Source organism: Streptomyces sp. NL15-2K (genome assembly GCF_030551255.1).
Taxonomy (GTDB): domain Bacteria; phylum Actinomycetota; class Actinomycetes; order Streptomycetales; family Streptomycetaceae; genus Streptomyces.
Window position 1 is genome coordinate 10,395,151 of sequence record NZ_CP130630.1, and the last position, 24,920, is coordinate 10,420,070.

Genomic DNA, 24,920 nt, shown 5'->3' on the forward strand with positions numbered 1-24,920 from the left:
GGAACGCCCCCGACGGATCGTCAGGCGGTGCTCAGCCGCGGAAGCCGATCAGCCCGTGCAGCGTCGAGCCACGCGACGACGTCGACGCGGCCTTGGAGTTCAGCGGCTCGGGATCGGGCAGCGCCTGGCACACCGCGTCGGCCTCGCCGGAGCCGCGCGGCACCGAGCCGTCGGTCAGGTACGCCGCCAGGTACTTGTCCAGGCAGGTGTTCCCGCTCAGTGAGATGCCGTGGTTCCCGCCGCCCTGCTCGACCACCAGACTGGAGCGGGCGAGCAGCCGGTGGACCGTGGTGCCGCCCTGGTACGGGGTGGCCGCGTCGTCCGTCGCCTGGAAGAGCAGCACCGGCGGCAGCTCGCCGTTGGCGACGTTCACCGGGTGCAGCGGCCCAGTCGGCCAGAACGCGCACGGCGCGTTGTACCAGGCGTTGTTCCAGGTCATGAACGGCGCCTTCTCGTACACCGTCCAGTTGTCCTTGCGCCACTGGTTCCAGTCGCGCGGCCAGGAGGCGTCCCGGCACTGCACCGAGGTGTAGATGCTGTAGCTGTTGTCGCCCGCGGCGTCGACGGCGGCGAAGTTCTCGTACGCCTCGACCAGCGGGTCGGCGTTCTTGTCGTTCACGTACGCGGCGAAGGCCTCGGCGAGGTAGGGCCAGTAGCCGTTGTAGTAGCCGCCGGGGAGGAAGGTGTCCTCCAGCTCGGAGGCGCCCACCTGGCCGCCGGCCGGCTTCTTGGCGAGGGCCGCGCGCATCGCGTACCACTTGGCCTCGATCTTCTCCGGATCGGTGCCGAGCCTGTAGGTGGCGTCGTGCTTCGCGATCCACGCCATCAGGGCCCGATGGCGGTCGTCGAAGGCGTAGTCCTGGGCGAGGTTGTCGTCGTACCAGACGCCGGTCGGGTCGACGACGGAGTCCAGGACCAGGCGCCGCACCCGGTGCGGGTAGAGCTTGCCGTAGACCGCGCCGAGGTAGGTGCCGTACGAGTAACCGAAGTAGTTGATCCGCTGGGCGCCCAGGGCCCCGCGGATCGAGTCCATGTCCTTCGCGGCGCTGATCGTGTTGATGTACGGCAGCACGCTCGCGTACTTCTTGCCGCAGGCGGCGGCGAAGGACTTGGCGCGGGAGAGGTTGGCCTTCTCGATGGCGGGGGTGCTCGGTACGGAGTCCGGGCGCACCGGGTTGAAGTAGCCCGGCTCGCAGTTGAGCGCGGGCTTGCTCGCGCCCACCCCGCGCGGGTCGAAGCCGATCACGTCGTACTGGGCGGCGACCGCCTTGGGCAGTGAGGACGCGACATATCCGGCGAGCGTCAGACCGCTGCCCCCGGGGCCGCCGGGATTGACCAGCAGCGGGCCCTGGTACTTCGCCGCGGTGTGCGGGACGCGGGACAGTGCGAGCGTGATCTGCCGCCCATACGGATTCGCGTAGTCGAGCGGCACCTTGAGGGACGCGCACTGGAGAGTCGGATAGTCGGTGGTGCCGCATTTCTTCCAGGTGAGCTTCGCGGCTCGAGCGGTTTCCGCGGCGCGGGGAGCGCTCGCCTCGGCGGGCAGGGCCGTGACGGTCCCGGCCACGACGACGGCGGCACCGCACAGCGCGGCTGTGCGTCTTCGCATGGGGTCCTCCCAGGACGGAGGGGTTTCGGACCGTGAGGGTCACGGTCCACGCCGCATCGTCCCGGAAAGCACGCTCGGAAGAACGCGTTCTGGCAATACTTGACCCAATCGGGTCGCGGGATGCGCTCGAATGATCTCAGAGAAGCGTAAGTTGGACCGGTTCGGTCAGGTTCGGATCAACTGGCTCCGGTTCCCGGATGCGCCGCGGCATCCCCCCGCGCGCCGGACCGATGCCGTACTCCTCGGCGAGCTCGTGGACCTGACGGGTGATCCGGCGCTGGTACCACTTCGGGGCGTAGGCGCCGTCCGCGTACAGCCGCTCGTACCGGCGCACCAGATGCGGGTGCTCCCGGGTCAGCCAGGCCATGAACCACTCCCGGGCCCCGGGGCGCAGATGCAGCACCAGGGGAGTGACCGACGTGGCCCCGGAGGCGGCGATGGCCCGTACGGTGGCCCGCAGTTGAGCCGGGTGGTCGCTGAGGAACGGGATGACCGGCGCCATCAGGACACCGCACCCGATGCCGTGCTCGCCGAGGGTCCGTACGACCTCCAGGCGCCGCTCCGGCGCCGGCGTGCCCGGCTCGACCGTGCGCCACAGGTCGGGATCGGTGAAGCCGACCGAGACCGAGATGCCGACGTCCGTGACCTCCGCCGCCTGCGTCAGCAGGTCCAGGTCGCGCAGGATCAGTGTGCCCTTCGTCAGGATCGAGAAGGGATTGGCGTGGTCGCGCAGGGCGGAGAGGATGCCCGGCATCAGGCGGTAGCGGCCCTCGGCGCGCTGGTAGCAGTCGACGTTCGTGCCCATCGCGATGTGCTCGCCCTGCCAGCGGCGCGAGGAGAGCTGGCGGCGCAGCAGCTCCGGGGCGTTCACCTTGACCACGATCTGGGAGTCGAAGTCCAGGCCCGTGTCGAGATCCAGGTAGCTGTGCGTCTTGCGGGCGAAGCAGTACACGCACGCGTGCGAGCAGCCCCGATAGGGGTTGACCGTCCACTCGAACGGCATGCGCGAGGCACCCGGCACCCGGTTGAGGATCGACCGGGCCCGCACCTCATGGAAGGTGATGCCCCGGAACTCGGGCATGTCGAAGGTACGGGTGGTCACCGCGTCCGCGCCGAACAGCGCGGCGTCGGCCCGGCTGTGTTCGCCGGACTCAGTGAGGTTCTCCCAGCGCATGAGGCCTCCTCGGTAGCACTGCGCACAGAATAGAACACTTGTTCCCTTGATCGTGCGACCCGTCTTTTCGATCGCTGTGCGATCACTTCCGGCACCCCGATTTGGGCGGCCGGGGAGCGGGGTGGTTGGCTTGCCCCAACCCCGAGAACTCAGGTCCTGGAGGAAGTCAATGGCGCAGGTCGAGGCCACTACGGAGCGGATCGTCGCGGCGGACGCGGAGAAGGTGTTCGACGCCCTCGCCGACTACAGCGGCACGCGCGCGAAGCTGCTGCCCGAGCACTTCAGCGAGTACGAGGTGCGCGAGGGCGGCGACGGCGAGGGCACCCTCGTCCACTGGAAGCTCCAGGCCACCAGCAAGCGCATTCGCGACTGCCTCCTGGAGGTCAGCGAGCCCACCGACGGCGAGCTCGTCGAGAAGGACCGCAACTCCTCGATGGTCACCACCTGGCGGGTCACCCCGGCCGGCGAGGGCAAGTCCCGTGTCGTCGTCACCACCACCTGGCAGGGCGCCGGCGGTATCGGCGGCTTCTTCGAGAAGACCTTCGCGCCCAAGGGCCTGGGGCGGATCTACGACGCCGTGCTCGCCAAGCTCGCCGCCGAGGTCGAGCAGTAGCCCCAACGGGCCATTCTTGACGGCGCGTTGGCCACCTCACCGGTTCGAGTGGAACTGTTCGCCGCCCCTCGGCGCGCCGTAACTCGTCGCGCTTGCACGCAGTTGTCGCTTTACGCGGGAATTGTGCGGCAGCGCGACGAGGGGAGCGATACGTGGGCGGGGTCACTCTGGTACAGGACGAACCGGCCGCGGCACCCCCGCGCAACGCCGCACCGCCGCCGGACCCGAGCGCCGAACTGAGCCCGCGCCGGGTGCGGTTGGTCTTCTTCGGGCTGATGCTCGCGCTGCTGCTGGCGGCGCTGGAGCAGATGATCGTCGCCACCGCGCTGCCGAAGATCGTCGGCGAGCTGCACGGCCTGGACAAGATGTCCTGGGCGATCACCGCCTACCTCCTCACGGCCACGGTCGGACTGCCGATCTACGGCAAGCTCGGCGACCTCTACGGCCGCAAGGGCGTCTTCCAGTTCGCCATCGTCGTCTTCGTCGTCGGATCCGCCCTCGCGGGCCGGGCCGGGACCATGGACCAGCTGATCGCCTACCGCGCGGTGCAGGGCGTCGGCGCGGGCGGCCTGATGATCGGCGTGCAGGCGATCATCGCGGACATCGTGCCGCCCCGGGAACGCGGCCGGTTCATGGGCCTCATCGGCGCCGCGTTCGGCCTCGCCTCGGTCGCCGGACCCCTGCTCGGCGGCTACTTCACCGACGAGCTGTCCTGGCGGTGGTGCTTCTACATCAACGTGCCCTTCGGCCTGATCACCCTGGCCGTCGTCACCGTCGTACTGAAGCTGCCGAAGCCGACGGCGAAGCCCCGGCTCGACCTCCTCGGCGCGCTGCTGCTCGCCGCGGCCTCCACCTGCCTGGTACTGCTGACCAGCTGGGGCGGCACCGAGTACGCCTGGGACTCGCGGGTCGTCCTCGGCCTCGGCGCGGGCGCGCTGGCCGCCACCGTCCTGTTCCTCGTCGCCGAGCACTTCGCGGCCGAACCCCTCATCCCGCTCCGGCTGTTCAGGGACTCCGTCTTCAACGTCACCGGCCTGGTGGGCCTCGTGATCGGCGTCGCCCTGTTCGGCGCCGCCAGCTATCTGCCGACCTTCCTGCAGATGGTCGACGGGGCCTCCGCCACCGAGTCGGGCCTGCTGATGCTGCCGATGATGGCCGGCATCGTCGGCGCCTCGATCGTCTCGGGCCACCTCATCAGCCACACCGGCCGCTACAAGATCCATCCGATCCTCGGCAGCGCCCTCTCCGCCGTCGGCATGTGGCTGCTGTCCCGCCTCGACGCCGACACGCCCCGACTGCACTACAGCATCTGGATGGCCGTCCTCGGCGCCGGCATCGGCATGGTGATGCCGGTCCTCATCCTCGCCGTACAGAACTCCGTGCGCCCCGCCGACCTCGGCACCGCCACCAGCGCCAACAACTACTTCCGGCAGATCGGCGGCAGCGTCGGCGCCGCGATCTTCGGCACCCTCTTCGCCGACCGGCTCGCCGACGCCCTGCACGAACGCCTTCCGGCGCGCGCGGGCGCACAGCTTCCCGACCCCGAGTCCATTACCCCGCAGCTCGTCCACGCGCTGCCCCCGGCGCTGCGCGACGGCTACATCCGGGCATACGCTGACGCCATGCCGAGGATCTTCCTCTACCTCGTGCCGGTCCTCGTCCTCGGCCTGCTCATCGCCTTCTTCCTCAAGGAGAAACCTCTGGTGAACGCCGCGGGGTCGGACAACGCCCCCGCCGCCGAGCCGGAGACCGCGCAGGTGAACGCCCCCCTTCCGCGAGCTCGTTCGTCGTACGCGGCGGCAATCCCCGTCCGCGGCACGGTGCTGCGCCCCGACGGGACCGTCGTGCCCCGCGCGGCACTGACCCTGATCGACGTCACGGGACAGCAGATCGGGCGGGGCGGGAGCGGCGAGGACGGGCGGTACACGCTGGCCACGCCGGGCTCGGGAGCGTACGTCCTGATCGCCGCGGCGGGCGGCCACCAGCCGCAGGCGGTCTCCGTGACCGTCGGGGAACGGTCCGTCGAGCTGGACGTGGTCCTCGGGGGCGCCGGCCGCCTCGCCGGGACCGTGCTCACCGCGGACGGCACCCCGGTGCGCGACGCCACCGTCACGCTCACCAATGTGCACGGCGAGGTCGTGGCCACCACCCGCAGCGGCCCCGACGGCGGCTACGTCATCACCGAGGTGGTGGCCGGCGAGTACACCCTCGCCGCCGGCGCGCACGCGTTCCGCCCGGCCGCGCTGCCCGTGACCGTCCAGGCCTCCCGGGAAACCCGCCGGGACATCGAACTCGCGGGCGGCGCCCTGCTGCTCGGCACCGTGCGGGCCGGCGGCGGACGGCCCGTCGAGGAGGCGCGGGTGACCCTGCTGGACGTGGCGGGGAACGTCGTGGACACCCTGACCACCGGCCCGGACGGAACCTTCCGGTTCGTCGACCTGGCCTCCGGCGAGTACACGGTCATCGCGGTCGGCTACCCTCCGGTCGCCACCGTGCTCCAAGTGGCGGGCGGCGGACACACGGAACGGGACCTCCAGCTCGGACACGAGGACTGAGACGCCCCGGCGTCCGCGCGCGACGCGATGTCCCTGGGGGTGGGACGGGCAGGGGCGGCCACTGGCGCGTCCCGCCCACACGCGCCCCGCGTCCCGCCCACACGCGCCCCGCGTCCCGCCCACACGCGTCCCGCCCACACGCCCCCGCGCCCAGTCGCGCGCACAAGCGCCGGCGCGCGCCGCGGGTGAGTTCGTGCGCCGGTGCGATCCGCTGAAGCCAATTGCCCTGTTGCCGCACATCGCGACCGACCCGCGCCGTACCGTGGTGACGGCGGCACAGATCTTGCGGAGCCGTGGGGAGAGAGGGCCTGGGTCATGGACCGTGGCACCGACAGGGACGCACCTCCCAGCCCTGGAGCTGGGGACGGCGCGGTGGCACACACCGCCGCCGGCCGCATCCCGCTGGCCGTGGTCGTGGTGGACCGCGACGGCCTGGTGTCCCACTGGAGCACGGGCGCGCGACGCCTGTTCGGCGCCGCCAAGGAGGAGGCGATCGGACGGCAGGCGGCCGATCTGCTGCCCGTCTCCGGAGCGCTGCCCGAGGAGGACACCGCACCCTACGCGGCGTACGACGGACTCGGACCGGACCTCGAGTCGTCCCTCGACGGAGGGCTGTCCTACCCGGCCGCGGGCCGCGCCCGCCTCACCGTGCCCGAGCGAAGCGAGATGGGGGTACCCCCGCCCGCAGGGTGGGGGAGCCACCGGGTCGACGTCCTGTGGTGGGCCTATCCGCTGGTGGGTCCCGGGCGGGAGCGGCTGCTGGTGCTGGCCGCCGACGTGGGCGGGCTGCCGCCGGACGACGCAGAAGAGGGCGCCGAGTCCGTGGCGTTCGAGCGGATCGCACCCGGCTTCGCGCTGCACACCGACTTCCCCGGCGCCGACGAACTCGCCCGCAGGCTCCCCGAGATCCTGCCCAGCATGAGCGTCGACGAAGGCGCCCGCATCGTCGCGCAGATCCTCGAACTGGGCTACCCCGTCCTGGAGTTCAGCCAGAACGACCGGGTGCCCGTCACCCCCGACTGGGGCGTGCCCCGGCGCGCCGAGCGCAGGGCCCGCAGGGAACGGGCGGCGCTCGCGGCCGCGGCCGGTGAGCCCCTGCCGGAGGACCTCGCCGACGAGGGCGAGGACCTCGAGTACGCCGCCGTACGCGAACGCCTGGAATTCCTCAACGAGGTCAGCGGCCGCATCGGCACCTCCCTCGACCTGTCCAGGACCATCATCGAGGTCAGCAAGGCCGTGGTCCCCCGCTTCACCGATGTCGCCGGCACCTATCTGCGCGAACAGGTCGTCGCCGGTGAGGGCTTCCCGGAGGGCGTGCCGGACACGACCACCATGTGGCACCGGGTCGCCGTCGAGCACACCGACGAACCCGGCCGCTGGGACGACGTCGTACCGGTCGGCGAGGCCATGCCGTTCCCGGCGCACACACCGTTCTTCCAGTGCATGACCACCGGCGAACCCGTCCTCGTGCCGCGCATCAGCGAGCAGATGGGGCACGCCATCGCCTCGCAGTTCGAGAAGCGGGACATCCGGCCCCTCATCACGGGCCGCTCCATGCTGGTCGTCCCCCTCAAGGCACGCAACGTCGTCCTCGGCTTCATGATCCTGCTGCGGCACCCGGAGCGCGTCGAGTTCAACGACATGGACCGGGTCACCGGCGCCGAACTCGCCGCCCGCGCGGGCCTCGTGCTCGACAACGCGCGCATGTACACCTACCAGGAGAGCGTCGCCGAGACCCTCCAGGACAGCATGCTGCCGCACATCCCGCCGCGCATGGCGGGCTGCGACATCGCCACCCGCTATCTGCCCGGCACGCTCCTCGGGCGCGTCGGCGGCGACTGGTTCGACTCCGTGAAACTGCCCGGCGCCCGCACCGCCCTGGTCGTCGGCGACGTCATGGGTCACGGCCTCAACTCCGCCGCCATGATGGGCCAGTTGCGTACGGCCGTACAGACCATGGCCGCCCTCGACCTGCCGCCCGCCCAGCTGCTGCGCAACCTCGACGACCTCGCCCAGCGCCTCGGCGACACCTACTTGGCGACCTGCCTGTACGCCGTCTACGACCCGATCGCGAGCGAGCTCCACATCGCCAACGCCGGTCACATCCCGCCCGTCCTGGTCCGTGCCGCGGACGGCGGCAGCGACCTGCTGGACCTGCCGACAGGTGCGCCGATCGGTGTCGGCGGGGTGCCCTTCGAGGCGGTACGCGTGCGCGTGGAGCCCGGCGACCGGCTGGTGATGTGCACCGACGGCCTGGTGGAGGTGCGCGGCGAGGACATCGGCGTAGGGCTCGCCACGCTGTGCGAGTCCGCCGCGCACCCGGCCGCGTCCATGGACGACGCCTGCGACACGATCATCCGCGCCCTCGCTGTGACATTTTCAAAAGCGGGTCGCGGCGGCCGCAAGGACGACGTGGCCCTGCTGATGGCCCGGCTGGGCGGCATCGAGCCGGACGACGTGGCCGAATGGCGGTTCCGCCTCGATCCCGTGGAGGTCGGCCGGGCCCGCGCGGTGGTCCGCGAGCAGCTCCACGACTGGGGGCTGGCGAAGCTCGCGTACACCGCCGAGCTGCTGGTCAGTGAGCTCGTCACCAACGCCGTACGGCACTCCCACAGCCGCCCCGTCGACCTGCGTCTGGTGCGCGGCGACACCCTGCTGTGCGAGGTGGACGACGACGACCACGACCTGCCCACCCTGCTCAACGCCGGTCCCGCCGACGAGTCCGGGCGCGGCCTGCGCGTGGTCAGCACCCTCGCGCGCGAGTGGGGCACCAGCCGGACGAAGGCCGGCAAGACCGTGTGGTTCGAGCTGACGCTGCCGCGGCGCTGACCGGCCCGGTGCGCTGACCGGCCCGGTGGCGCACGGCGTGCACAAGGCGCACGGCGTGCACAAGGCGCTCGGCGTGCACAAGACGCACGGCGCGCGCACCGCGTACGAGGCGCACAAGTTGCGCGGGATGCACTACGGCGTACGTGGGGTCGAACGAGCCGTGAAGGAATGCCCCGCGCGCTTGTCGCACTGACCGGGGCGCGATACACCGTACTCGCCCGTCACTTGCGGCGGGCGGCCTTCGCACCCTGGGGAGTTGGTCATGAGCGTGACGAGTCGTTATCGGGAGGCCTGGGAGGGCTTCTGGCGTGAGGCTCCGGGCGAGCAGGGGGCGGTGCTCTGGGACGCGGAGCCGATGCTGACCGCGGGCGCCCATCTCGCCCTCTTCGAGCCCCATCTGGTCGACCACGGCCTGCCGTTGGTGGACCTCGGCTGCGGCAACGGCACTCAGACACGGTTCCTCGCCGACCGCTTCCCCCACGTCATCGGCGCCGACCTGTCCGCCGCGGCCCTCGACCACGCCCGGCGCGCCGACCCGGCGGGGCAGGCGACGTACCGGCTGCTGGACGCCGCCGAGACGGGTGAGGCCAAGACGCTGCACGCGGAACTCGGTGACGCCAACGTCTACATGCGAGGCGTCCTCCACCAGGCCGATCCCGACGACCGGCAGTCGCTGGCGGACGGGCTCGCCGCACTCGTCGGCGAGCGTGGGCGGGCCTTCCTCGTCGAACTCTCCGAGTCCGCCAAGCCCGTCCTGCTGGGCCTCGCCCAGAGCCCGGCCGGCCCGCCGCCCAAACTCGCGCCCATTTTCCGGCACGGCATCGCGCCCGGCGAGGTCACCGACGACGCGGTCCCCCTCTATCTCCACGCGGCAGGGCTGACCGTCCTGGCGGTTGGCGAAATGCCGCTCATCACCACGGAGTACCGGTCTGACGGCACCCGGATCGAGCTGCCGTCGAAGTGGCTGGTGGTGGGGCGCACGGCGTGACGCCGGGCGGTCGGGGCCGGAGGGAACTCCGAGAGGCGCTGGGGCGTTGTCAACTCACGGGATTGTCACAGTAGTTGTCGCAGTGGTTGTCAACGAAACCCACGCCATGGAGGCCCCCCCACCATGCCCCCGACCCACCCCCACCCCCACCCGACCCGGCGCGCCGTGCTCGGCGGCGCATCCCTGGCCGCGCTGGCCGTGACGGTCGGCGTCGGCACGACGAGCGCGACCCCGAATGCCACCTGGCCGACGGAGTTCCCCCTGCCCAACGGCTGGCTCCCCGAGGGCATCGCCATCGGCGCCAAGCCGTACGCCTACCTGGGATCCCGCGCCAACGGCGCCGTCTACCGCACCGACCTGCGCACCGGCGAGGGCAAGGTCCTCTTCGCGGGCGGCACCGGCCTGATCTCCGTCGGCCTGAAGGTCGACGACCGCGAGGGCCTGCTGTATGTCGCCGGCAACACGGGCGTGGCCCGGGTCCACGACGCCCGCACCGGCGAGCTCCTCGTCACCCACCAATTGAGCGAGGCCACCGGCCACTTCATCAACGACGTGACTCTGCTCGGCGGCCGCGCCTGGTTCACCGACTCGCGCGCCGCCGCCCTCTATGCCGTCCCGCGTGGGGGCAAGGAGGGCGCCATACGCACCCTGCCGCTCACCGGCGACTGGACGCAGCTGCCCGACGTCAACAACGCCAACGGCATCGTCGACACGCCTGACGGCCGCGGTCTGATCGTGGTCAAGAGCACGCCGGGCGAGCTCTACAACGTGAACGTCAAGACGGGATACGCGACGAAGATCAAGCTGGTCGGCCAGGACACCGTGGTCAACGGCGACGGCCTGTGGCGCATCGGCCGCACGCTGTACGTCGTCCAGAACCGCCTCAACCTGATCAGCGTCTGGGACCTCGACCAGCAGGTCACCACCGCCACCCTGCGCAAGACGATCAGCGACCCGCGCTTCGACGTACCCACCACGGCCGCCCGCTTCGGCGACCGCCTCTACCTGGTCAACGCGCGCTTCACGACGACCCCGACGCCCGAGACGACGTACAACGCCGTCGCGGTCTCCCTCTGACCTCGCCCCGCAGGGGCCGTCAGCCGGCCCGCGCCTGACAGCGCGGCCGCGAGCGCGGCGACGGACAGCACGGTGACGCCGGTGGAGGCGAGGCTGCCGCCGGCGGTCGACGTGCCGCCGTGGTGCCGGTGCCGCCGGTCGTGGAGCCGGAGGCGCCGCCGCCGTGGTGCCGGTATCGCCCGAGGAGCCGGCCCGTGCCGCCGGTGTCACCCGCATCGCCGAGGCCTCGGCGTCCCGACGGCGGGCAAGGTCCTCAACGCCCGTATCGACAAGGAACTTTCGGCGGCCCGCACCGCCGTTCCCAAGGGCAGCGGACGCGCTGATCGACGCGGCCGGCGCGTTGGAAGCGGGCGTCGAGGCGGGGCTGGGCAAGCCCTTCACGCCGCCTGTCCTCAGTAGGTGGGCACAGCCGTGGCCCTGTGCCCGGCAGACGGGAACAGGGCCACGTGGGGAAGCGGGTTACAGCCCGGCCGCGGCGCCGTGCAGGTTCTTGGCGGCCAGGGCGAGTCCTTCGGTCTGGGAGTAGGCGGCGTCCTCGTGCTCGATGTTGACGGCCATGTCCGGGTCGATCTCGGCGAGGGCGCGCAGGAACTCGGTCCAGAAGGGGACGTCGTTCCCGAGGCCGACGGCGACGAACTTCCACGCCGGGTTCTCCGGCCAGGCGTTGCACCAGAAGCCGTAACCGGTGGGGACCTTGCCGGGGGCGTCGGCGGGGACGCGGGTGAACGAGGTGTCCAGGACGCCGCGGATGTCGGCGCCGGGGCAGAGCGTGGCGTCCTTGGCGGCGGCGTGGAAGACCAGCGGGCCCAGCCACTTGACGGCGGCGACGACGTCCATGCCCTGCCACATCAGATGGGAGGGGTCCATCTCCGCGCCGACGTTCGTCGCGCCGGTCTCGTCGACGAGCCGCTTGAGGGTGACGGGGGAGAACACGACGTTGTGAGGGTGCATCTCGACGGCTACCCGGACGTCGTTCTCCCGGGCCAGCGCGTCGATCTCCTTCCAGAACTCGACGGCCACGCCCCACTGGTAGTCCAGGACGTCCATGTAGACGCCGTCCCACGGGTTCACGACCCAGGACGGGTACTTGGCGTCGGGGTCGGAGCCGGGGGTGCCGGACATGGTGACGACGTGCTTCACACCGAGCAGGCCCGCGAGGCGGATGGTGCGGCGCAGGTCGTCGGCGTGTTTGGGGCCGACGCCGGGGAGCGGGTTGAGCGGGTTGCCGTTGCAGTTGAGGCCGGTGAGTTCCATCCCGCGGTCGGCGAAGGTGGCCAGGTACTCCGCGCGCGCGGTGGCCGAGGACAGCAGCAGGTCGACTGGGCAGTGCGGGGCGGGGAGGAAGCCGCCGGTGTTGACCTCGACGGACGTCAGGCCGTTGGCCTTCAGGATGTCGAGGGCCTCGGTGAGGGTCCGGTCGTGCAGGCAGGCCGTGTAGGCACCGAGCTTGAGAGCCATGTGTCTTTTGTCCTTCTGTGCGGGAGGTCAGACACCCCATGTCGTTTGGTGTCAAGCGGTCGGGGTGTGGGCGTGGTGTGACCAGGCGGTCGCTTCGTCGTAGGGGGTTCGGGTTTTGAGGCATCCGTGGAGGATGCCGACGAGGCGGTTGCCGAGTTGGCGCAGGGCCGGGTTGTAACCGGCTTCGCGGGCGCGTTGCTTGTCGTAGTAGCGGCGGGCGCCGGGGGATGCCCGCAGGGCGGAGAACGCCTGGGTCTGCAGCGCGTCGGCGAGGCGGTTGTTGCGGACGTAGCGGGCCTGGACGGTGTGGCTCTTGCCGGAAGCCCGGGTGATCGGGCTGGTGCCGGCGTAGTTCTTGCGGGCCTTCGCGGACGCGTAGCGGGCGGGGTCGTCCCCGAACTCGGCGAGCACCCGGGCGCCGGTGATCTCCGCGATGCCGGGCATCGAGAGGTAGATCTCAGCGTCCGGGTGCTTCAGAAAATGGGCCTTCACCTGCCCTTCCAGGTCGGTTATCTGCTCGTTCAGCGCGATCAGCAGCTTCGCGTGGGCGGTGGCGGTGGCCGCGTAGGCGGCGGTGACCGGCTCGGGCAGGCCGAGTTGCCTCTCGCGCAGCGCGGTGATGATCGTGGCTGCCTTCGCGTCCCGGTTGTGCCGGCGGGCGCGGGCCAGGACGGCGGTGATCTGGGTGCGGGTCAGCTTTGCCCCGGCCGCCGGGGTGGGGGCCTTGATCAGCAGTTCTAGCGCGTCCGTGCTGGTCAGCGTGAGATCCGCGTAGGCGTGCAGGGCGGCGGGGAAGTACTCGCGCAGCGTGCTGCGCAGCCGCTGGAACGTGCGGGTGCGTTCCCAGATCAAGGTCTGGTGGGCGCGGGCGACGACCTTGACGGCCTGGGCCTGCTCGCTGTCCCCGGCCACCGGACGCAGCTGGTCCCGGTCGATGCGGACCATGTCGGCCAGCGCGTGCGCGTCGCCCTTGTCGCTCTTGGCACCGGAGGAGCCATACCGCTCCTTGAACCGGGCGGCCTGCCGGGGGTTGATGGCATAGACCCGGTAGCCGGAGGCGATCAGCGCCTGCACCCACGAACCACGGTCGGTCTCGATCCCGATCACCACCCCGGCCGGATCAAGGTCCTCGCCGCCGTGCTTCGCAACGAGCTCGTGCAGCTTCGCGATCCCCTCCACGCCCTCGGACAGCCTCGCCACGGCCAGTTTCCGGCCCGCCTCGTCCTGGACCTCGACATCATGGTGGTCTTCGGCCCAGTCATCGCCGATCAGCAGCAACTCACCCTCCCAGTCCGGTACTTCGCTCGTGCAGCCTGCGGAAGGCGCGGCACGCGGCCTAATGGATCCAGTGCTCACGCCCCACTGCCCGGCGGGCACGCCACCCCATCAACGGTCTGGCCTTCCGGCCCACCAGCAGGGGCACGGTCTGACCTCAGAAGTCGGATGCTTCCGGCGGCGTGAGTGCTCACCCACTGGCGGCTACAGCACCGAGTCTCTACGACCCGACAACTCCCATTAGGCGGCGGGCGGAACCGCGACGGCGCCGCCGTCGCCGGAGGACTCCACGACGGCCCGGATGATCTCCATGGTCCTGAGCCCGTCGGCGAACGTGGCGCAGGCCGGCAGCGGGTCGGCGACGCCCGCGACCTGGTCCAGGAAGGCCCGGGCCTGGTAAGTGAAGTGGTCGGCGTTGCCGGCGCCCACACCCGGCGCCTCCATCGGGACACCGCCCGCGAAGTACGGCAGCTGCGGGCCGACGATGATCTGCCGGGCCCCGCGCGTACGGGCCTCCGGCTGCGCGTCGTCGAAGAGGTACTCGGCGGGCCGGTGCTGGTCGAACGCGGCCCGCCCGCCCACGCCCAGAACGTCGAAGGCGAGCCCGTTGGGCAGGCCGAAGCCGGTGCGCGTCACCGAGAAGGTGCCGACCAGACCGGACTCGAAACGGGCCGTGAAGGACGCGGTGTCCTCGTTCTCGACCTCGCCCATTTCGTCGGAGACGGGCGCGGCGTTGTGCCCGACGACCGCGCCCAGCGGCAGCGGCCGCTTGGTGATCTGCGTCGACAACGAGGCACCGGAGACCGAGGCGATGGGCCCGGCGACGTACTCGGCGGCATCGATGATGTGCGAACCGATGTCCCCGAGCGCACCGGAACCGGCGCCGCCCTTGAACCGCCAGCTCAGCGGCCCGTTCGGGTCGGTCGCGTAGTCGCACCAGTAACGGCCGCTGAACAGCGTGAGGTCACCCAGCTCACCGCCACGCACATGCTCACGGATCGCGGCGATGCCGGGCGAACGCCGGAAGGAGTACCCGACGGCCGTCACAACCTCCGCACCCCGCTCCAACTCGGCCATGGCACGGGCGTCTTCGAGCGACCCGGCCAACGGCTTCTCGCACAGCACATGCTTTCCGGCAGCGATCAGAGCGTCCGCGATCGGACGGTGCCGATCATTTCCTACGACGATGGAGACCGCGTCGATCGTCGGGTCCTCGGCGACGGCCTCCCAGCTCGGCAGCGCCTTCTCGTACCCGTAGCGGCGGGCAGCGTCCTCGCCGAGCGCGACGTTGGCGTCGGCGATCGCGGCCAGGCGGACCGGCGGCAGACCGGTGCCGAAGACCGTGTTGACGTTGCGGTAGCCGGCGGCGTGACTACGCCCGGCCATACCGGCGCCGATCACCGCGACGGAGAGGGGTTGGGTCGAGGTGGTCATGTGGGTGCCTTTCGGGGATCTCGGTCACGGAGATTCACGGAGATTCACGGAGATTTAAAGCGCTTTAGAAGGAACTGCGGGATTTCCCGACGGATCGCCGAAGCGCACCCGCGTCAGGACCCGGCGGCCAGATACTGCGCGATCTTCTCCCGCATGAAGAGGGACGACTCCTTCGCCCGTTCCTCCCAGGCGAAGACGCACGCGGTCAGCGTGCCGTCGAAGCCGTTCGCGCGCAGTTCGCGGAAGAGCTCGTCGAAGTCGACCTCGCCCTGGCCGATGTCGAGGTGCTGGTGGATGCGGGCCGGGGTGCCGGGCGGGTTGAGGATGTACCGGTTGCCGGAGGACGCGGTGTGGTCGAAGGCGTCGGCCAGGTGGACGTGGGTGAGCAGGTCGCCCGCGTACTCGATGATGCCGGGGGCGTCGTTGCCGATGTGGAAGGTGTGCGGGGCGCAGTAGAGGAAACTGACGTGGGAGTGGTTGATGCCCCGGATCAGGTTGACCGCGTCGTAGCCGTTCTCGATGAAGTCGTCCGGGTGTGGTTCGAGGGCGAGTCGGATGCCCTCGCGCTCGAACAGCGGCAGCAGCTCGTCCATGGACTTCCAGAACTGCGCCTCACTGCGGTCGGGGTCCTCGGGGCGCCCGTTGAACTCGGAGATCATGCTGTCCACTCCGAGGTCGGCGGCGATCTGGATCGATCGCTTCCAGTACCGTACGGCGGCCTGCCGTGCGTCCTCGTCGGGACCGGACCAGCGGAACAGGGGCAGGAGGGAGGAGATGCCGACGCCCGCCGCGTCCAGCGCCTTGCGGAACTTCCGCACGGTGGCGTCGTCCACCCGTGGGTGCCGGAAGAACGGGATGAAGTCCTCCCGCGGGGACAGCTCGATCCACTCGTAGCCCAGCTCGGCCACTACTGCGGGCAGTTCGAGCAGCGGGACGTCGCGGATCATGTAGGGGTCGAGGGCGATCTTCATGACGGTGCCTTCTGGTCAGTGGGGGACGGGGCGCCAGGGACGGGCCAAGACGCGCCGCGCCGGCGGGCATTCGGCAGTTCGCCGTCCTTCTGGCCGGCCGGCGAAGCCGGCGACGGCGAGCCCGTCGCCGGAGCCGTTGTCCGGGCCGTGCTCGTCACCGGGTGCCCTTCGCGGCGTACTCGGCGATCTTGGCGACGTTGGACTTGTCGACGAAGGCCGGGCCGGTCAGCACCGGCGCCTCGCCACCACCGCTGTAGTTGCCGTTGTTCCTGTAGAGCCACAGCGCGTCGACCGCCAGGTAGCCCTGGAGGTAGGGCTGCTGGTCGACGGCGAACTGGATACTGTCGTTCTCGATGGCGCCGGTCAGTTCCTTGTTGAGGTCGAAGGTGGCGATCTTCGCCTTGCTGCCCGCCTCGGACACCGCCTGTACGGCGGTCAGCGCGATGGGGGCGCCGAGGGTGACCACCTCGTCGATGGAGCCGTCCTGCTTGAGCTTGGCGGTGATCGTCGACTTCACGGACGGCATGTCGGTGCCGTTGACGTAGAGGACGTCGGTCTTGCCGCTGAAGGTCTTCTTCACGCCGTCGCAGCGCTCTTGGAGGTTCACGTCGCCCTGGGCCTGGATGACGCACAGCGCGTGCTTGGCGCCGGTGCCGTTGATCTTGTCCCCGAGCGCCTGGCCGGAAACGGACTCGTCCTGGCCGAAGAACGACAGCAGGCCCTGCTGCTTCCAGACGCTCAGGCCGGCGTTGAGGCCGACGACCGGGATGCCGGCCTTCTCGGCCTTGGCGACGACGGCCTTGAGGGCGTCCGGCTTGGCGAGGGTGACGGCGATCCCGTCGACCTTCTGGTCGATCGCGTTCTGCACCAGGTTGGCCTGGTCGCCGGCGGTCTCGTCGCTGGAGTAGATGAGCTTGATGTTGTCCTTGGCGGCGGCGGCCTCGGCGCCCTTGCGGATGGTGTCCCAGAAGGTGTCGCCGGAGGGTGCGTGGGTGACCATTGCGATCGTCATGCGGGGCGTATTCGCCTTGCCGGCGGAGATGTCGTTCGCGGCTTCGTCGGCCTTCTTGCCGCCGGAGCCGCTGGAGCAGCCGGCGAGGGTGAGGGCGGCCGCGGCGGCGACGGCCACGGCGGGGACGATTCTGCGAGAACGGGGGAGGGCTGTGCGGTTCATGGCTGATGCACCTCGCTGTGCAACTGGGAGGGGAGGTGGGAAGGCGGTGGATCCGCGGCTGCTGGTCGGCCGGGGCGGTCGCGACGGCGCCGGTCGGCGTCGCGGTGCCGTGGGAGCCGGAGGGCGCAAGAGGTGAGGCGCCGCACTCCCGGGCTGTCTTCGTTGGAACAACAGGTTGATTTAAAGCGCTTTAAGTCCTGGTACTATCGGCTCGTTTCGTGAGCGTGTCAAGGGCGTTGCGCGAGGGGATTGCCGCCGGGAGGCACAAGTGGACGACATCGATGCCGCGCGCCACCGCAACGGCACGAACAAACGCCCCCGGCTGGAGGACGTGGCCGCCCGTGTGGGGGTGTCCACCGCGTCCGTGTCCCTGGTGCTGCGCGGTGTGCCCGGCCCCAGTGAACGCACCCGGCAGCGCGTGCTGAAGGCGGCCGCCGACCTCGGCTACCAGGTCGACCGCACCGCGAGCGTGCTGGCCAGCAGGCGCAGCAGGCTGCTCGGCGTCATGGTCGACATCCACAGCCCCTTCCACGCCGAGCTGGTCGAGCACCTGCACACGGCCGCCGAGGAGGTCGGCTACGACCTCGTCCTGAGCACCCTGACCCGCACCCGCGACGAGCCCACCGCCGTCGAGACGCTGCTGGCCTTCCGCAGCGAGGCGCTGATCCTGCTCGGCCCGACGGCATCCGCCGACACGCTCGCCGCTCTCGACGGCAAGGCCCCCGTGATCGCCGTCGGCCGCCGGATCGCCGACGCCGCCCTGGACGTCGTACGCACCGCCGACGACGACGGGGTCGGCCAGATCGTCGACCACCTGGTGGGCCTCGGCCACCGGTCCATCGTGTACGTCGACGGAGGCAAGGGCGTCATCGCCACCGACCGGCGTCGTGGGTACCGCACCGCCATGCGCCGCCACGGTCTGGACGCGCACATCCGGGTGCTGCACGGCGACCACACCGAGGCGGCCGGCGAGCGCGCCGCGCGTCACCTCCTCGACGGCGACGACCTGCCCACCGCCGTGGTCGCCTTCAACGACCAGAGCGCCATCGGCGTCCTGGCCGCCCTCGCCCGCGCGGGCGTCTCCGTCCCGGGCGAGGTGTCCGTGGTCGGCTACGACGACGACACCCTCTCCCGGCTGAGCTGCTTCAACCTCACCACCGTCAGCCAGGGCGCCCGGGAACAGGCGTGCCACGCGGTGACGGCCGCCGTCGAGCGCCTCGACCAGGGCCGCACCGCCCCCCGCGAGGTCGTCCTCACCCCGCACCTCGTCGTCCGCGGCACCACAGCCGAGCCCGCCTGACCCGCTCAGAGCCGTCACCCTTCTTCCATTCGGTCCAATCGTCTGGACCGACGGACTGACGCGCCCTCAGGAGAAGTACTTTCGTACCGGCTGCGGGGAAGCGCCCTAACTGGCGCCGGCGTGGGGCTGCCGAACCTCCCGTCCCCTTCGTGGCAGGTTCCCTCGCCGGCGCGTAACGTGACGCAGCATGAAGATCCTCATCAGCGCCGACATGGAGGGAGCCACCGGGGTGACGTGGCCCGCCGACGTGCTGCCGGGGACGCCGCAGTGGGAGCGGTGCCGGGCGATGTTCACCTCGGACGTCAACGCCGCCGTGCTGGGGTTCTTCGACGGCGGCGCCGACGAGGTGCTCGTCAACGAGGCGCACTGGACCATGCGCAATCTGCTGCTCGAACGGCTGGACGAGCGAGCACAGATGCTCACCGGCCGGCACAAGTCCCTGTCCATGGTGGAGGGCGTGCAGCACGGCGACGTGGACGGCATCGCCTTCGTCGGCTACCACGCGGGCGCCGGCATGGAGGGCGTCCTCGCCCACACCTACCTCGCCAACTCCATCACCGGCGTGTGGCTGAACGACGTACGGGCGAGCGAGGGGCTGCTCAACGCGCATGTCGTCGCGGAGTACGGCGTGCCGGTCGTCCTCGTCACCGGCGACGACGTGGCCTGCGAGGACGCGCTCGGCTACGCCCCCGAGGCGCTGAAGGTCGCGGTCAAGGACCACGTGTCGCGGTACGCGGCCGTGTGCCGCACCCCGGGCAGGACCGCCGCCGACATCCGGGCGGCGGCCAAGGAAGCCGCCGCTCTGGCGGTCCGTCAGCAGCCCGTGCGCAGCGGCCCGTTCACGATCGCGCTGGAATTCGACGCCGAGCACCTCGCGATGGCCGCCACCGTCGTACCGGGCGTGGCCCGCATCGGGGAGCGGAAGGTGGCGTACACCAGCGAGCGCATGTACGAGGGGATCCGCACGTTCAAGGCGGTCACCACGATCGTCTCGGCCGCGGTGGAGGAGCAGTATGGCTGACCAGCAGGCCCTGGACGAGGTCGTCGGGTTCACCTCCGACCTCATCCGCATCGACACCACCAACCGGGGCGGCGGCGACTGCCAGGAACGGCCCGCCGCCGAGTACGCCGCCGCACGGCTCGCCGAGGCGGGCCTGGAGCCCACTCTCCTGGAGCGCGCCCAGGGCCGTACGAACGTCGTCGCCCGGATCGAGGGCACCGACCCGTCGGCCGACGCCCTGCTCGTCCACGGCCATCTGGACGTCGTGCCCGCCGAGGCCCGGGACTGGAGCGTGCACCCCTTCTCCGGGGAGATCCGCGACGGGGTCGTCTGGGGGCGCGGCGCGGTCGACATGAAGAACATGGACGCGATGATCCTCGCCGTGGTCCGGTCCTGGGCGCGGGAGGGCGTACGGCCCCGGCGCGACCTCGTCATCGCCTTCACCGCCGACGAGGAGGCGAGCGCCGAGGACGGCTCAGGATTCCTCGCCGACCGGCACGCCGGGCTGTTCGAGGGCTGCACGGAGGGCATCAGCGAGTCGGGCGGGTTCACCCTCCACGACGGCGCCGGGCGGCAGATCTACCCGATCGCGGCCGGTGAGCGCGGCACGGGCTGGCTGAAGCTCACGGCGCGCGGGCGGGCCGGGCACGGTTCCGAGGTGAACCGCGAGAACGCCGTGACCCGTCTCGCCGCCGCGATCACCCGGATCGGCGAGCACGAGTGGCCGCTCAGGCTCACCCCGACCGTGCGCGCCGCGCTCACCGAACTCGCCGCGCTGTACGGCATCGACACCGACCCGAACGACGTGGACGCGCTGCTGGACAAGCTCGGCCCGGCGGCGAGCCTCGTCGAGGCGACCGTCCGTAACAGCGCCAACCCGACCATGCTGGACGCCGGATACAAGATCAACGTGATTCCGGGGGAGGCGGCGGCATACGTCGACGGGCGCTACCTGCCCGGCACCGAGGCAGAGTTCAGCGCCACTCTCGACCGGCTCACCGGACCGGACGTGCACTGGGAGTTCCACCACCGGGAGGTCGCCCTCCAGGCCCCGGTGGACTCGCCGACGTACGCGAAGATGCGCGCCGCCGTCGAGGAGTTCGCGCCGGAGGGGCATGTGGTGCCGTACTGCATGTCCGGCGGCACGGACGCCAAGCAGTTCTCGCGCCTGGGCATCACCGGCTACGGATTCGCGCCGCTGAAGCTCCCCGAGGGCCTCGACTACCAGGCCCTCTTCCACGGAGTCGACGAACGCGTGCCGGTCGAGGCGCTGCATTTCGGGGTTCGGGTGCTCGACCGTTTCCTGCGGACGGCCTAGGCCAGTGGGAGACAGTATGCAGACGTCGGCATACGGTTCGTGGCCCTCGCCCATCTACGCGGCACTCGCCGCCGCGCACGACGGTCACCCCGAGTACGTGGGCTTCGTCGGCGACGAGGCCTGGTGGACCGAGCCGCGGCCCGCCGAGGGCGGCCGGCGCACGCTCGTACGACGGCGGGCCGACGGCACTGAGGAGTCGGTGCTGCCGGCTCCGTGGAACGTGCGCAGTCGGGTCATCGAGTACGGCGGACAGCCCTGGGCCGGGACCGTGGTCGACGGCGCGCCGCTCGTCGTCTTCGTGCACTTCGCCGACCAGCGCCTCTATCAGTACGAGCCGGGTGGCCAACCGCGACCGCTCACCCCCGTGTCCCGGGTGGGCGGCGGACTGCGCTGGGCGGAGCCGCAGGTGCGTACCGACCTCGGTGAAGTGTGGTGTGTGCTAGAGGAGTTCACCGGCGAAGGGCCCGGCGATGTGCGCCGGGTGCTCGCCGCCGTGCCGCTGGACGGTTCGGCGGCCGAGGACCGTGACAGGGTGCGCGAACTCACCGACGACCGGCACCGGTTCGCCACCGGCCCGCGTCTCTCCCCCGACGGGAGCCGCGCGGCCTGGCTGGCCTGGGACCATCCGCGCATGCCGTGGGACGGCACGGAGCTGGTCGTTGCCGAGGTCGGGAACGACGGCACGTTCCGGCGGGCGCGGACGGTGGCCGGCGGACCGGAGGAGTCCATCGCCCAGGTGGAATGGTCGACAGACGGCCGTCTGCTGTATACGAGCGACCGTATGGGCTGGTGGAACCTGTATACCGACGACGGTGAGCCGCTGTGCCCGTGCGAGGAGGAGTTCGGCGGCCCGCTGTGGCGGCTCGGTTCCCGCTGGTTCGCCCCGCTGGACGGCGGCCTGATCGCGGTCGTGCACGGTCGCGGCGCCACCACCCTCGGCGTACTCGACCCGGAGACCGGCGAGGTCGTCGACGCGGCGGGCCCCTGGACCGAGTTCGAGCCCACTCTCGCGGTACACGGCGAGCGAAGCGAGATGGGGATCCCCACGCCCGAAGGGTGGGGAAAGGTCGTCGCCGTCGGGGCGAGCCCGCGCAGCGCCGCGGAAGTGGTGGAACTGGACACGCGTACCGGCCGGGCGAGGGTGATCGGTGCCGCGCACCACGACGTCGTGGACCCCGCGTACTACCCCCGGCCGCAGATCCGCACGTTCACCGGCCCGGCCGGACGCGAGATCCACGCGCACGTCTACCCGCCCCACCACCCCGACCGCGTGGCCCCCGCCGACGAGCTGCCGCCGTACGTCGTCTGGGTGCACGGCGGGCCCACCAGCAGGGCTCCGCTCGTGCTCGACCTGGAGATCGCCTACTTCACCTCGCGGGGCATCGGGGTCGCCGAGGTCAACCACGGCGGCTCGACCGGGTACGGGCGTGCCTACCGCGAACGGCTGCGCGAGCGGTGGGGCGTGGTCGACGTCGAGGACTGCGCGGCCGTCGCGCTGGCCCTGGCCGACGAGGGCATCGCCGACCGCGAGCGGCTCGCGATCCGCGGCGGCAGCGCGGGCGGCTGGACCGCCGCCGCGTCACTCGCCACCACCGACGTCTACGCCTGCGGCACGATCCGCTACCCGATCCTCGATCTGGCCGGCTGGGCCACGGGGGAGACCCACGACTTCGAGTCGCGGTACCTGGAGACGCTGATCGGGCCGTACGCCGAGGTGCCCGGCCGGTACCTGGAGCGGTCGCCCGCCGAGCACGCCGACCGGATCACCGTGCCCTTCCTGCTGTTGCAGGGGCTGGACGACGTGATCTGCCCGCCCGCGCAGTGCGAGCGGTTCCTGGCCCGGATGGCGGGCCGCGGGGTGCCGCACGCGTACATCACCTTCGAGGGAGAGGGACACGGGTTCCGGCGGGCCGAGACGATGATCCGGGTGCTGGAGGCCGAACTCTCCCTGTACGCCCAGGTCTTCGGGCTGAATGCACCCGGCGTCCCGGCTCTGGAGCTCGCCAAGTGAACGAACACGTGGAGGGAGCAGGCCCGGTGAAGGAGCTAGGGCCTGTGTCGAAAGTGGCGTCGTCCGCCCGAAGGGCGGGCCGGGCGGCGCCACTTTCGACACAGGCCCTAGGGCCTGTGTGACGTTGTGATCAACCTGTCGCCTTCAGTAGATCGTTGATCCAGATCATCGAGGCGCGGAGGTAGAGGCCGGCGAGGTAGCTCTCGGGCGTCTTGTCGTATCGAGTCGCGATGCCCCGCCAGGCCTTCAGCTTGTTGATCAGGCGCTCGACGGTGTTCCGCTCCTTGTAGAGACCGGTGTCGTGACCTGTGGGCCGGCCGCCCCGGCTGCCTTTCTTCTTTCGGTTGGCAGCCTGGTCCCTCTTCTCCGGGATGACGGCCTTGATGTTGCGTTTTCGCAAGTAGGAACGGTTGGCGCGGGATGAGTAGGCCTTGTCCGCAGCGACAGCGCCAGGCCGGGTCCGGGGACGGCCGACAGGCAGACGGACCCGCACCTTCTGCAGCACGGGGACGAACTGCGGGCTGTCGGCGGCCTGTCCTGCGGTCAGGACGAACGACAACGGACGGCACTTGCGGTCCGCGGCGAGATGAACCTTGCTCGTCAGTCCGCCACGGGACCTGCCGAGCAGGGCTTCCTTCAGACGGAGCTTGCGCCGTCGCCTGACGTGCCGCCGCTCTTCCCGGCCGGGGGTGTCGCTTCCGTCCTGTCCGTTCTGTTCCGGCGGGCCGCCCCCTTTTGCCAGGCCCGTTCCTGGTCGGCGGCGGCTTCCTCCAGGGCGTCCATGACCTCCTTGCCGATGCACATCCCGGCGGCGTCGTGGTGGGCCCGGGCGGTGGTGGAGTCCACGCTGACCAGGGACAAGTCCGTCTTCCCCTGGCGGGCGGCCTCAGCGATCACACCTTCCAGCAGTGCGGTGAAGACGCCGGCGTCCCGCCAGACCCGGAAACGGCCGTAGACCGTCGGCCACGGGCCGAACCCGCCCGGCATTTCCCGCCACTGACTGCTGGTGCGGAACCGCCAGATCACCCCCTCGAACTGCTCACGCAGCCGCTCAGGGTACGGACCGCACTCGCCTATCGGCAGGAACGGTTCGATCAACTGCCACTGCTCGTCGGTGAGTTGCCTTCGCGTCACGATCGTCTTCCTACCGGATCTGCCTTCCAGAGGGATCCGGATCGGCAAGATTGATCACAACGTCACACAGGCCCTAGTACGGCCGCCCCGGCTCGCCCCCGGTGCCCGCGTGGCCGTCGTCGCGCCCAGCGGGCCCGTGCCCGAGGAGCGGTTGCAGGCCGGGCTCGACGTGCTGCGCGGCTGGGACCTCGACCCGGTCGTGGCGCCCCATGTGCTGGACCGGCACGGCGAGTTCGGCTACCTGGCGGGTACGGACGCCGACCGGGCCGCCGATCTGCAGGGCGCGTGGTGCGATCCGACCGTGGACGCGGTGCTGTGCGCGCGGGGCGGGTACGGGGCGCAGCGGATGGTCGACCTGCTCGACTGGGCCGCGATGCGGTCGGCCGGGCCCAAGGTGTTCGTGGGTTTCAGCGACATCACGGTGCTGCACCAGGCGTTCGCCACGCGGCTGGGCCTGGTCACGCTGCACGGGCCGGCGGCGGCCGGCGTCGACTTCGTCAAGAACGCCCGGGCGCAGGAACACCTGAAGGCCACACTGTTCGCTCCGGAGACGGTCCGCGCGATCGCCTCCGCCGGTACGGCCATGGTTCCCGGGCGGGCCCGGGGCGTCACGCTGGGCGGCTGTCTGAGCCTGCTCGTCTCCGACCTCGGTACGCCGCACGCCCGTACCGGCGCCCGTGGCGGCCTGCTGCTGCTCGAGGACGTGGGCGAACGGACGTACCGAATAGACCGGATGCTGACCCAGCTCCTGCGCAGCGGATGGCTCGACGGCGTCTGCGGGATCGCGCTCGGCTCCTGGGCCCGGTGCGGTCCGTACGAGGAGGTGCGCCCGGTCCTCGCCGACCGGCTCGGCGGCCTCGGTGTGCCCGTGGTGGAGGAGTTCGGGTTCGGGCACTGCGAGGGGGCGTTGACGATCCCCTTCGGGGTGGCGGCGGAACTCGACGCCGACACGGGCACGGTGACGCTCGACGCACCGGCTCTGAGCTGAGCCCGCTTCCCT

18 protein-coding genes and 1 pseudogene are annotated in these 24,920 nt (G+C 71.0%); 11 read left to right on the top strand and 8 right to left on the bottom strand.

The annotated features are described in order from the left end of the window. Window positions 1–31: 31 nt before the first annotated feature. Both Q4V64_RS45375 and Q4V64_RS45380 read right to left on the bottom strand, forming a co-directional pair. The gene (locus Q4V64_RS45375) at window positions 32–1,609 is read right to left on the bottom strand and encodes an alpha/beta hydrolase (protein ID WP_124437928.1); all 1,578 of its coding nucleotides are present in this window, start codon (window positions 1,607–1,609) and stop codon (window positions 32–34) included. 136 nt (window positions 1,610–1,745) lie between these two features. Continuing rightward, complete coding sequence (locus Q4V64_RS45380) at window positions 1,746–2,783, bottom strand: Rv2578c family radical SAM protein (RefSeq protein ID WP_124437927.1); 1,038 nt, start codon at window positions 2,781–2,783, stop codon at window positions 1,746–1,748. A 169-nt stretch (window positions 2,784–2,952) separates the two neighbouring features. Here Q4V64_RS45380 and Q4V64_RS45385 point away from each other — a divergent pair, with 169 nt between their 5' ends. The 6 genes from Q4V64_RS45385 to Q4V64_RS45410 all read left to right on the top strand — a co-directional run bounded on the left by Q4V64_RS45385 (window position 2,953) and on the right by Q4V64_RS45410 (window position 10,845). Next, on the top strand, window positions 2,953–3,396 hold the full coding sequence (locus Q4V64_RS45385; protein WP_124437926.1) for an SRPBCC family protein: 444 nt from the start codon (window positions 2,953–2,955) through the stop codon (window positions 3,394–3,396). A gap of 152 nt (window positions 3,397–3,548) precedes the next feature. Beyond that, entirely contained in the window at window positions 3,549–5,951 is a 2,403-nt protein-coding gene (locus tag Q4V64_RS45390) for an MFS transporter (RefSeq protein ID WP_124437925.1), read from the top strand. A 315-nt stretch (window positions 5,952–6,266) separates the two neighbouring features. Then, complete coding sequence (locus tag Q4V64_RS45395; protein ID WP_124437924.1) at window positions 6,267–8,780, top strand: SpoIIE family protein phosphatase; 2,514 nt, start codon at window positions 6,267–6,269, stop codon at window positions 8,778–8,780. 25 nt (window positions 8,781–8,805) lie between these two features. Further along, entirely contained in the window at window positions 8,806–8,973 is a 168-nt protein-coding gene (locus tag Q4V64_RS45400; protein WP_172629032.1) for a hypothetical protein, read from the top strand. 69 nt (window positions 8,974–9,042) lie between these two features. Beyond that, entirely contained in the window at window positions 9,043–9,768 is a 726-nt protein-coding gene (locus tag Q4V64_RS45405; RefSeq protein ID WP_124437923.1) for a class I SAM-dependent methyltransferase, read from the top strand. A 123-nt stretch (window positions 9,769–9,891) separates the two neighbouring features. Further along, window positions 9,892–10,845, top strand: coding sequence for an SMP-30/gluconolactonase/LRE family protein (locus Q4V64_RS45410; protein WP_124437922.1), 954 nt, complete (start codon window positions 9,892–9,894; stop codon window positions 10,843–10,845). A 459-nt stretch (window positions 10,846–11,304) separates the two neighbouring features. Here the strand turns inward: Q4V64_RS45410 and Q4V64_RS45415 are convergent, their stop codons facing one another. From Q4V64_RS45415 to Q4V64_RS45435, 5 genes are all read right to left on the bottom strand, one after another. Next, window positions 11,305–12,303: a sugar phosphate isomerase/epimerase gene (locus Q4V64_RS45415; RefSeq protein ID WP_124437921.1), complete on the bottom strand. Its 999-nt coding sequence runs from the start codon at window positions 12,301–12,303 to the stop codon at window positions 11,305–11,307. Between the two features lie 51 nt (window positions 12,304–12,354). Further along, on the bottom strand, window positions 12,355–13,581 hold the full coding sequence (locus Q4V64_RS45420; protein WP_303715861.1) for an IS110 family transposase: 1,227 nt from the start codon (window positions 13,579–13,581) through the stop codon (window positions 12,355–12,357). Window positions 13,582–13,818: 237 nt separating this feature from the next. After that, on the bottom strand, window positions 13,819–15,012 hold the full coding sequence (locus Q4V64_RS45425) for a Gfo/Idh/MocA family oxidoreductase (protein WP_303714476.1): 1,194 nt from the start codon (window positions 15,010–15,012) through the stop codon (window positions 13,819–13,821). A gap of 113 nt (window positions 15,013–15,125) precedes the next feature. Beyond that, entirely contained in the window at window positions 15,126–15,983 is an 858-nt protein-coding gene (locus Q4V64_RS45430; protein ID WP_124437920.1) for a sugar phosphate isomerase/epimerase, read from the bottom strand. A gap of 154 nt (window positions 15,984–16,137) precedes the next feature. After that, window positions 16,138–17,157: a substrate-binding domain-containing protein gene (locus tag Q4V64_RS45435; protein ID WP_124437919.1), complete on the bottom strand. Its 1,020-nt coding sequence runs from the start codon at window positions 17,155–17,157 to the stop codon at window positions 16,138–16,140. A gap of 268 nt (window positions 17,158–17,425) precedes the next feature. Here Q4V64_RS45435 and Q4V64_RS45440 point away from each other — a divergent pair, with 268 nt between their 5' ends. The 4 genes from Q4V64_RS45440 to Q4V64_RS45455 all read left to right on the top strand — a co-directional run bounded on the left by Q4V64_RS45440 (window position 17,426) and on the right by Q4V64_RS45455 (window position 22,786). Next, window positions 17,426–18,457 carry a LacI family DNA-binding transcriptional regulator gene (locus Q4V64_RS45440; protein WP_124437918.1) on the top strand — a complete coding sequence of 344 codons (1,032 nt, stop codon included), beginning with the start codon at window positions 17,426–17,428 and terminating at the stop codon, window positions 18,455–18,457. A 187-nt stretch (window positions 18,458–18,644) separates the two neighbouring features. Beyond that, a complete protein-coding gene (locus tag Q4V64_RS45445; protein WP_124437917.1) occupies window positions 18,645–19,478 on the top strand; it encodes a M55 family metallopeptidase in 834 nt (277 codons plus the stop codon). Then, window positions 19,471–20,775, top strand: coding sequence for a M20/M25/M40 family metallo-hydrolase (locus Q4V64_RS45450; RefSeq protein ID WP_124437916.1), 1,305 nt, complete (start codon window positions 19,471–19,473; stop codon window positions 20,773–20,775). The genes Q4V64_RS45445 and Q4V64_RS45450 overlap by 8 nt, the downstream gene beginning before the upstream one ends. A gap of 16 nt (window positions 20,776–20,791) precedes the next feature. Beyond that, complete coding sequence (locus Q4V64_RS45455; RefSeq protein WP_124437915.1) at window positions 20,792–22,786, top strand: prolyl oligopeptidase family serine peptidase; 1,995 nt, start codon at window positions 20,792–20,794, stop codon at window positions 22,784–22,786. A 130-nt stretch (window positions 22,787–22,916) separates the two neighbouring features. Here the strand turns inward: Q4V64_RS45455 and Q4V64_RS45460 are convergent. Continuing rightward, window positions 22,917–23,920 (bottom strand): annotated as a pseudogene (locus tag Q4V64_RS45460) (IS5 family transposase). 109 nt (window positions 23,921–24,029) lie between these two features. Here Q4V64_RS45460 and Q4V64_RS45465 point away from each other — a divergent pair. Next, the gene (locus Q4V64_RS45465) at window positions 24,030–24,908 is read left to right on the top strand and encodes an LD-carboxypeptidase (RefSeq protein ID WP_303714479.1); all 879 of its coding nucleotides are present in this window, start codon (window positions 24,030–24,032) and stop codon (window positions 24,906–24,908) included. Window positions 24,909–24,920: the final 12 nt, after the last annotated feature.